Annotated in this window: 10 protein-coding genes and 1 pseudogene; 6 read left to right on the forward strand and 5 right to left on the reverse strand. The window is 39.3% G+C overall.

What is annotated here, in order from left to right; all coding sequences use genetic code 11:
* The 5 genes from miaA to EAH57_RS08570 all read left to right on the forward strand — a co-directional run bounded on the left by miaA (window position 1) and on the right by EAH57_RS08570 (window position 4,307).
* Window positions 1-945 (forward strand): tRNA (adenosine(37)-N6)-dimethylallyltransferase MiaA, encoded by a 945-nt coding sequence (miaA, locus tag EAH57_RS08550; protein ID WP_121929684.1) that lies wholly within the window; start codon window positions 1-3, stop codon window positions 943-945.
* 90 nt (window positions 946-1,035) lie between these two features.
* Entirely contained in the window at window positions 1,036-1,560 is a 525-nt protein-coding gene (gene hfq / locus EAH57_RS08555) for an RNA chaperone Hfq (protein ID WP_121929685.1), read from the forward strand.
* Window positions 1,561-1,912: 352 nt separating this feature from the next.
* A complete protein-coding gene (locus tag EAH57_RS08560) occupies window positions 1,913-2,770 on the forward strand; it encodes a DMT family transporter (protein ID WP_121929686.1) in 858 nt (285 codons plus the stop codon).
* A 245-nt stretch (window positions 2,771-3,015) separates the two neighbouring features.
* Window positions 3,016-3,612, forward strand: coding sequence for a TetR/AcrR family transcriptional regulator (locus EAH57_RS08565; protein WP_121929687.1), 597 nt, complete (start codon window positions 3,016-3,018; stop codon window positions 3,610-3,612).
* Window positions 3,613-3,680: 68 nt separating this feature from the next.
* A complete protein-coding gene (locus tag EAH57_RS08570) occupies window positions 3,681-4,307 on the forward strand; it encodes an NAD(P)H-dependent oxidoreductase (RefSeq protein ID WP_121929688.1) in 627 nt (208 codons plus the stop codon).
* Window positions 4,308-4,422: 115 nt separating this feature from the next.
* Here EAH57_RS08570 and nfsB read toward each other — a convergent pair whose 3' ends face one another.
* The 3 genes from nfsB to EAH57_RS08585 all read right to left on the reverse strand — a co-directional run bounded on the left by nfsB (window position 4,423) and on the right by EAH57_RS08585 (window position 6,548).
* Window positions 4,423-5,076: an oxygen-insensitive NAD(P)H nitroreductase gene (nfsB, locus tag EAH57_RS08575; RefSeq protein ID WP_121929689.1), complete on the reverse strand. Its 654-nt coding sequence runs from the start codon at window positions 5,074-5,076 to the stop codon at window positions 4,423-4,425.
* A gap of 180 nt (window positions 5,077-5,256) precedes the next feature.
* Window positions 5,257-5,973, reverse strand: a complete 717-nt coding sequence (locus EAH57_RS08580) for a UDP-2,3-diacylglucosamine diphosphatase (protein ID WP_121929690.1) — start codon at window positions 5,971-5,973, stop codon at window positions 5,257-5,259.
* Window positions 5,974-6,038: 65 nt separating this feature from the next.
* Entirely contained in the window at window positions 6,039-6,548 is a 510-nt protein-coding gene (locus EAH57_RS08585; protein WP_121929691.1) for a peptidylprolyl isomerase, read from the reverse strand.
* A gap of 168 nt (window positions 6,549-6,716) precedes the next feature.
* Between EAH57_RS08585 and EAH57_RS08590 the strand changes: the two genes are divergently transcribed.
* A complete protein-coding gene (locus tag EAH57_RS08590; RefSeq protein ID WP_121929692.1) occupies window positions 6,717-8,444 on the forward strand; it encodes a glutamine--tRNA ligase/YqeY domain fusion protein in 1,728 nt (575 codons plus the stop codon).
* A gap of 92 nt (window positions 8,445-8,536) precedes the next feature.
* On the opposite strand, the gene EAH57_RS08595 is transcribed toward EAH57_RS08590, so the two are convergent.
* On the reverse strand, window positions 8,537-8,848 hold the full coding sequence (locus tag EAH57_RS08595) for a hypothetical protein (RefSeq protein ID WP_121929693.1): 312 nt from the start codon (window positions 8,846-8,848) through the stop codon (window positions 8,537-8,539).
* A gap of 158 nt (window positions 8,849-9,006) precedes the next feature.
* Window positions 9,007-9,138, reverse strand: a pseudogene (locus EAH57_RS08600) (pyridine nucleotide-disulfide oxidoreductase); the annotation flags it as partial.

A 9,138-nucleotide genomic window follows, 5' to 3' on the forward strand; every position in this document is an offset into this window, starting at 1 on the left:
ATGTCAAATCAATTGCCCGTGATTAATTTAATGGGGCCTACCGCAAGTGGTAAAACAGCATTGGCATGTGAGCTATATGAGCGTGGTAATTTCGAGTTAATTTCTGTTGATTCGGCCTTGGTGTATAAAGATATGGATATTGGCACTGCGAAACCGACCAAGGAAGAGCAAGCGCAATATCCACATCATTTGATAGATATTATTACACCGTTAGAGGTGTATTCGGCGGCTCAATTTGTTGAAGATGTTTGTCCTTTAATTGATGATATGCATGCGCGCGGCAAAACACCGATTTTAGTCGGTGGAACCATGCTGTATTTCAAAGCTTTGCTTGAAGGTCTTGCAGATAATCTGCCAAATGCAGATCAGGCAATACGTGATGCGATTGTTGCAAAAGCCGAGGCGGATGGCTGGCAGGCAGTTTACGATGAGCTGGTAGCAGTTGATCCTGTTGCAGGTGAGAAATTTAAAGTATCTGATAAACAAAGAATTATTCGAGCATTAGAGGTCTATCGGATTACAGGTGAGCCCATTACAAAATTACAAGCGCAGCAGCCTAAAAATCAACCCTATCGTTACATATTTCATAACTACGCACTGATGCCTGATCGGTTAGAATTACATCAACGCATTGAGCAAAGATTGAGCAAAATGTGGAGCATTGGTTTTTTAAATGAAGTAGAGGAATTAATTAGAAAATACGATTTAAATGATAATTTACCCTCCATGCGGTCTGTGGGTTATCGTCAAGCTTTAGATTTTTTATTAAAAAGTGACCTAAGTCTCAAAAATAAAGTAGAAATGGAGAACAAAGCGTTATTCGCGACACGGCAACTCGCCAAACGTCAATACACTTGGTTACGTTCTTTGCAAGAAATACACGATTTTAAAACTTACGTGACGATAAAGCAGGCGAAAGAAGACTTGCGAAACTTCTTGGGATAAAGCAAAATTCGCAGGCTGTCTTTTTATAATTTTTAGTTGAAAAATAAAGATAGTTTTTTTGCGCTGATTTAAAAATTTTTGGAGTTAAAAATGTCTAAAGGTCAAACTTTACAAGATCCGTTCTTAAATTCTCTCCGTAAAGAACGTATTCCAGTTTCTATTTTCCTTGTGAACGGTATTAAATTGCAGGGTCATATTGAGTCTTTTGACCAATATGTTGTTTTATTAAAGAATACTGTAAGCCAAATGGTTTATAAGCACGCGATTTCTACAGTCGTTCCTGCACGTAATCCACGTCCAGCTGGTGCTCAAGCTACTGGTGGCTTCCCAGCACAGGCTGGCACTACTGGCGGTTTCGGTGGTGGTCAAGGCGGTGCTGCAGGTGGCTTTGGTGGTCAAGGCGGCGGCTTCGGTGGTCAAGGCGGCGGCTTTGGTGGTCAAGGTGGCTTCGGTGGTCAAGGCGGCGGATTCGGTGGTCAAGGTGGCTTCGGTAGTCAAGGCGGTTTTGGTGGTCAAGGCGGCGGCTTTGGTGGTCAAGGTGGCTTCGGCGGTCAAGGTGGTTTTGACAGCGAAACTAAATTTGAAGATGGTCAAGAAGACGAAAATAATCGTTAATTGATGGATTATCTTTAAAAAAATGCCAGTCTTAAAATAGACTGGCATTTTTGTATGTGATTAAGGGTCTGTTGACATTTCAGCCATGCATTGCGTTATAGGCTAAAACAACGCAAACAAGGCATGAAACGTAGGCAATGGCTACTCCCTTGTCAAGTTTCATAACGGAGTTTGAGGAAGTTTTAGCCATAACCCTTCGGGACAGGGATATTTTTTGCCGTTACTGTGTTATGTCTTGCGCATTTAGAATGACTAAATTTTGCAAAACATGCCTTGTATCGACTAAAAAATATCCACTGTCGCAAGCATCTGTGTAATGTCTACAGCCCCTTATATAAGTTTAAGAATTGCTATGGAAATCATTTTTGCTGCGGCATGTTGTAGCGTCATCGTTTCAATTTTGCTGAAATTTCTTAAAACCAAAGGTTTTGATGTTTTACAAATGATTGCATGGAATTATTTCAGTGCAAGCATTTTATGTTTCTATTGGTTTAAAACCGATATTACCCATATTTCATGGACGCATACACCTTGGTGGTTGATTTTAGTCCTCGCCGTGCTATTGCCTAGTATTTTCTTGTGTTTAGCAAAGTCATTACAATACGCTGGGATTTTAAAGACAGAAATAGCTCAACGCTTAGCTGTGATACTTTCTTTGTTAGCCGCCTATTTTATTTTTGCGGAACAGTTTAGCCAATTAAAATTAATCGGTGTTGTTTTAGGTGTGATTGCGATATTGGCGATTATTTTTGGTCAAGCAACTGAAAACACCAATAAAAGTTTGAATCTAAAATCGGCACTATTTTTATTTTTTGTATGGGCGGGCTACGCTGCGATTGATGTGTTGCTCAAATATAGTAGCAGTCTGGGGTTACAGTTTGCTGTCACGTTAAATTTAACTTTTATCGGCGCATTTATTCTGTCGATCGCTTATCTTGCAGTGACTCAGCCACATTGGCAGCCAAAGAATATTTTCTTGGGTTTAGTTCTGGGTGGACTTAATTTTGCCAATATTGCTTTATATGTTAAAGCACATATGATTTTTAAAGATACACCAGCTATTGTATTTGCAGGGATGAATATTCTTGTGGTGGTACTCGGGGTGTTGAGTGGTGTGGTCTTATTTAAAGAACGCTTAAAAGTTTATACTTGGGTGGGACTGATCTGTGGAATTGTTGCTGTACTGTGTTTAGCCAAAGCTATGATGTAGAAATTGTATATTGTAAAAGCAGGTCTTTTAAAATTTTGATTCAAAGAATTTTAATGAAAGATAGACTTCTTTCATGAACCCCTTGTATCCCTTCACATGAGAGACGCAAAGTGGGTGTACATAATGATGAAAGCAGTCTATGGGGATAATGTGTAGGCAGGCATATAGTTATTACTGAAGATAACTGAGTTTAAAGTTGTATTCTAAGTAAAATATACAATGCGAATGATGATGAGATCGTAGATATGACTGGTAAAAGACTAAGCAAAGATGACCGTAGACAGCAGCTTTTACATGTCGCTCGATCCATTATTCGTACTCAAGGTGTAGAAGCGTTAACCTTGGGTTATTTAGCAGAGCAAGCAGGCATTACCAAACCAATTGCGTATCGGCATTTTAAAGATAAAGAAGGTTTATTAATCGCCATTTATAAAGAATTTAGTGACAAACAAAAACAGGATTTATCCAGCGCATTAGTACAGCATGCGAATAGCTTAGATCAGACCATTTATATTTTTTGTAGTGCGTGTTTGAAATGTCATATTGCCATGGGTCCTGAGGTGGGGTTGGTTGTTGCTGCACTTTCTGGTACTGATATTCTGCAAACTTACCTGCTGCAGTGCCAAAAAGAATTTATTGATATTTTTAAAGAGAGTATTCATCCCTTTATTCGACTCGAAGGTCAAGATGGTGAAGCAATCATTATTGCAATAACAGGACTGATGGAAACAGTTTGTGTGGCTGCAAGTAATAATGTGATTGGGGATGCAGCGGCACAAAAGGTGATGGAAAACTCTATTCTTCTTATACTCCATGATTTTTTAAACAAAGCGGATATTTGACAGAGACTATTGATCACATAAGTTACCAATGGTAACTTATGTGTTATAACATCTCTGGAATAATATTTATGTCGATTTTAGAACAAAACAAAAATGCATTGGTTGTCATTGCTCACCCTGACATGAAGTCGTTGTCGCATCAAATCTCACACCATATCGCGAGGCATTTGACTCAGCAGGGAATGAATGTCGAAATTGCTGACTTGTATGAAGAGGACTTTAAACCAGCTATCACCATTCCTGATCTCAAGGCCTATCGTGGTCAGCAAACATTGGGCAATGATATTTTGTTGGAACAAGCACGTTTTGACCGTGCCGATATCGTTTATTTTGTTTTCCCTATTTATTGGTGGTCTATTCCTGCTGTTTTAAAAGGTTGGTTTGAACGTGTATTTACGCACGGTTGGGCTTTTAAAGTAGATGATCAGGCTGTGTTGACTGGCGAGCTTAAAAAGATACCTATAAAACTGATTGCAACGGGTACGGGAGATCAGGCTGGATATGATAAGCATGGCTATACTCAAGCAATACGCACACAAGTCGTAGAGGGGATTTTTGGTTTTTGTGGAATAGAAGATGTGCAAACATCGATTCTCTATAATTCTGATTTTATTCAGGCTGAAGATCTACAAACATTTTTAAAAGAACTTGATACGACGGTTTTAGATCTAAATCAGCGAAGTGTGAGTTGTTAGATAAATACTTTTAGATAGATCAAGTAAAAAGCGGCTTTAACAAGTACGTACTTGATCTATCTATCGCTAATATTAAGAATTAAACGAGCGCGGTTTTCCGCTACAAATTCGAAAATTATAAACGAGTAAAAATAACTTCCTCTGGAAGTCGTGATTTTGGCAAAACCGCATTGAAATCTTGTTCACTACGATAACCCAAAGCGACGATGACAGAGGCTTTTAAACCTTTTTCGGTTAAACCAAATTCTTGATCAATGGTATTCCGATCAAAACCTTCCATTGGTGTCGCATCAATCCCTTCAAGCCCCGCAGCAAAAAGGAGTTGACCCAGTGCTAAGTAAGTTTGATTTTCCATCCACGCAGAAAGATTTTTTAATTCGTTGCGATAAAACTCAACGTAACCTTGACGTGTATCTCGTTGACCTTGTTTAGCTGCCTCATCTTTAAAGCGACCACTGGCAGCATCTTGTTGAAGTAGCTGTTCTAAATACTCAGGTGAAATATCGGTACGGGTACAAAAGATTAATGTGTGTGAAGAGTTCAATACTTTAGCAGCATTATAAATGTAATTGCCTGTCAGACCAGCTGCAATACGTTGTTTCGCTTCGTCGGTCTCAGCGACAAGGAAATGCCAAGGTTGAATATTTACAGAGGATGGGCTAAAGCGTAAAACTTCTAAGAGTTTTTCGAATTGTTGCTTTGGGATTTTTTTATTTGCATCGTAAGCTTTAGTTGCATAACGTGTTTTTGCAGTAAGGAGTGTATCCATGTTTTTGAATCCAATTAAAACTCGCTTTATTCTACTGGATATATATTTCACTGAAAGTAGCTAAATGTGATTTCTATATAGATTTAAGTCGTATATGAGTGCGTCGTAGCAGTTATTTTTTAGGTAATGAGTGTAAGTATAAATAAGGACAATGATTGATGACTTAAATGTTATCTGATCCTAATATGACCACTGCTTAAAATCTAATTGATAATTTTCTTGCTCGTTGATTTCTAAAATCCAAGCTGAATCTGCGCGCCAGTCACCTAATACAATACGTTGTTTGTTGCCTAATTGATGGATGTTGGGACGGTGTGTATGCCCATGGACTAAAAGATCGACTTTAGTCATCACATTTACTACAGCTTGTGCATTTACATCCATGATGTCATAGCTTTTCAGTTGTTTGGTTTCACTACTTTTTTTGCGGAACCCGTTGGCAAGTTTTTGTCTAAAACTTAATGGTGTGCGCTTTAAAAAACCGAGTAAAACAGGATTGCGAATTATTTTACGGAAACGTTGGTATGCAATATCGTCAGTACATAGGGCATCGCCATGTTCGAGACGAATTTTCATGTGGTTGATTTCGAGGCTATAGACATCAGGTAACAAAATTCCGTCGAATTGATCTAAGAATTTTTGACCTAAAGCGAAATCACGATTACCAACTTGGAAGTAAACCCGATTGCCAACAGAAGTAAATGCTTGCAAGGCACTGATAATTTCATTTAACCACGGTGCAGTATAGTCATCACCGATCCAAGCGTTGAACCAATCACCTAAAATATAGAGCTGGGCATTTTTATTTTGATATTCAATGAGTAAGTCTAAAAACCCTCGAACGAGTCGAGGGTGATCAGGTGACAAATGTAAATCTGAGATAAATAGGTGAGTCACATATTTTTCCTATTTTATAATCCCTCCCAGCCTCCCTTTAATAAAGGGAGGGGTTAGGGGAGATTTTATTCAGAGATAATTTTAGCAGATTCGATCACAACATTCTCTAAAGGAACATCTGCATGATAACCACGGTTACCTGTACGTACGCCTTTGATTGCATCTACAACATCAAGACCTTCTGTAACTTTACCAAATACAGCATAACCCCAGCCTTGAGCTGTTTTACCAGTATGGTTTAAGAAAGAGTTATTTTTAACGTTAATAAAGAATTGAGCAGAAGCAGAGTGAGGTGCTTGAGTACGTGCCATTGCAACAGTACCTTCATCGTTACTTAAGCCGTTGTCAGCTTCGTTTTCGATTGAATCACGCGTTGCTTTTTCTTTAAAGTTTTCATCCATGCCGCCGCCTTGGATCATAAAACCTTCAATCACACGGTGGAAAATTACGCCATCATAGAAACCATCACGTACATATTCTAAGAAATTTGCAACCGTTTTTGGTGCTTTTTCAGCATTAAGCTCAAGAACAATACGGCCTTTATTGGTGTTTAATTCGACTTGAGGAAAACTCATTACATTAATCTCCTAAACATGGGCAAATTGACCATGGGTTTTTGGTTGAGAGAAGCATAAGCAAACTGTAAACTACAAGGCAAGTAAAAAACGTTAAAATCTTTGAGAAAAAGTAAAGATTGCGTTTTTATTCCCTATTTTTTAACTGTAAGAAGTGATTTACACACTATGAAGCCAAATGATGTTGTTTCAGAACTGCCAAAGACCCCGACACCGAATACTCATGCCTCTGTCGATGCAGCGCAGCAAGAACAACAGGCCGGCTTAGATTTTGTACGCCAAGTGATTACTGATGATTTAAGTGATGGACGTACCCAAAAAGTTGTTACTCGTTTTCCACCTGAGCCAAATGGTTATTTGCATATTGGTCATGTAAAAGCGATTTGTTTAAACTTTGGTATCGCTGAAGAGTTTGACGGTTTATGTAATTTGCGTTTTGACGATACCAATCCTGATGCTGAAGAACAAGAATATGTGGATGGCATTGCCAATGATGTGAAATGGCTCGGCTTTAATTGGAATGGTGAGCCACGTTACGCTTCGAGTTATTTTGACCAGCTTTATGCATGGGCGGTGCAATTGATTGAACAGGGTGATGCCTATGTGGATCTGCAAACACCTGAAGAAATTAAGTTAAATCGCGGTAATTTTGTTGAGCCCGGGAAAAACTCGCCGTATCGTGATGCGACTATTGAAGAGAACTTGGCGCGTTTTGAGCAAATGCGTAATGGTGAAATTCATGAGGGCGGTGCTGTATTACGTGCCAAAATCGATATGGCAAGCCCGAATGTGCACATGCGTGATCCGATTCTTTATCGTGTGTTGCATTCAGAGCATCACCAAACGGGTGATAAATGGAAAATGTATCCAATGTATGACTATGCGCATCCATTGTCTGATGCGATTGAAGGCATTACCCATTCACTCTGTACCTTAGAATTTCAAGATCACCGTCCATTTTATGATTGGATCGTTGCAAAGGTTCATTCTCAAGCCGTACCACGTCAGTATGAATCATCGCGTTTAAATATTGATTACACCATCACCTCTAAGCGTAAGCTGCGTAAGCTCGTTGAAGGTGGCCATGTCAATGGTTGGGATGATCCACGTATGCCGACTGTTGTAGGAATGCGTCGTCGAGGTTTTACTGCTGAAGGTTTAAGAGATTTCTGCAAACGAGTGGGTGTTTCAAAAACTGATGGTATTGTTGATGTTGCAATGCTTGAATTCTGTATTCGCCAATCTTTGGAAAATACTGCAGCGCGCGGTATGGCGGTATTGAATCCATTAAAAGTGACATTGACCAATTTGCCAGAAGAATTGGACCTAACCCATGCACGTCATCCAAATGTCGATATGGGTGAACGTATCATTCCTTTAACACGTGAAATTTATATTGATCGTAAAGATTTTGAAGAATTGCCACCGAAAGGCTTCAAGCGTTTAATTCCTGAAGGTGAAGTGCGTTTACGTCATGCCTATGTGATTAAATGTGATGAAGTGATCAAAGATGCCGATGGTGAAGTGATTGAACTTAAATGTTCAATTGATCCAAATACCTTAGGTAAAAACCCTGAAGGGCGTAAAGTTAAAGGGGTAGTGCATTGGGTCTCAGCGAGTAAAGGTATTCCAGCGGAAGTGCGTATTTATGATCGCTTATTTACAGAATCTGATCCTGAAACAGGCGATGATTTCTTGGCAAATCTGAACACAAACTCACTGCAAATCGTACAAGCGGTAGTAGAACCTGCTTTAGCACATGCGAAAGCTGAAGATCGATTCCAATTCGAACGTGAGGGATATTTTGTTGCTGATCAATATGATCATCGTGCAGAGAAACCAGTGTTTAACCGTATTCTTGATTTAAAGGATAGTTTTAAAGTCGAGAAAAAGTAAAAGCCGAGTGAGTTTTCTTTTATTTAAATGATATTTGAAAGCCTGAAATAAAAAAGCCTCTGATCACAGAGGCTTTTTTTAATCTCAACGAATTATTGTTGAGCTTTTTCTTTCACATCAGCAGCTGTAGATTCAACAGCACCTGCAGCATTTGCAGCAGCTTCACGTGCAGCAGCTTCGGTATCTGCAGCAGCTTCAGCAGTAGCAGTCGCGGTGTGATCAGCAGCAGCATCGATTTGATCACCAGCAGTGTCAATAGCTGTTGCAACATCATGACCTGCTTGGTCAGCAGCATGCTCTAAGTGTTCGCCAGTTGTAGCCCCTGTTTCAGGTGCTTTATCTTTATTACAGCCTACAAGAGCAACAGTAGCAGCGAGACCTAAAGCAACAAGTAATTTATTCATTTTCATATTTCCTTTTCATTGTGGCATCCAAAAACAATGGATAGCAAAAATATAAACACAAAGCGGATAGATAATAAAGTTGAATATTTGTTGATAACTTGTAAAAACACGCACTTACATTTGAAAATGTAGATGCGTGCACATGTTCTTAAGCTGTGTTAATTGCCAGAACGAATCATATAATCAAAAGCAGAGAGTGAAGCTTTAGCGCCTTCACCCGTCGCAATGATGATTTGTTTATAAGGCACAGTGGTACAGTCACCCGCAGCAAACACACCTTTAACATTGGT

It is taken from the genome of Acinetobacter sp. 2JN-4 (assembly GCF_003687745.1).
Classification (GTDB): domain Bacteria; phylum Pseudomonadota; class Gammaproteobacteria; order Pseudomonadales; family Moraxellaceae; genus Acinetobacter; species Acinetobacter halotolerans.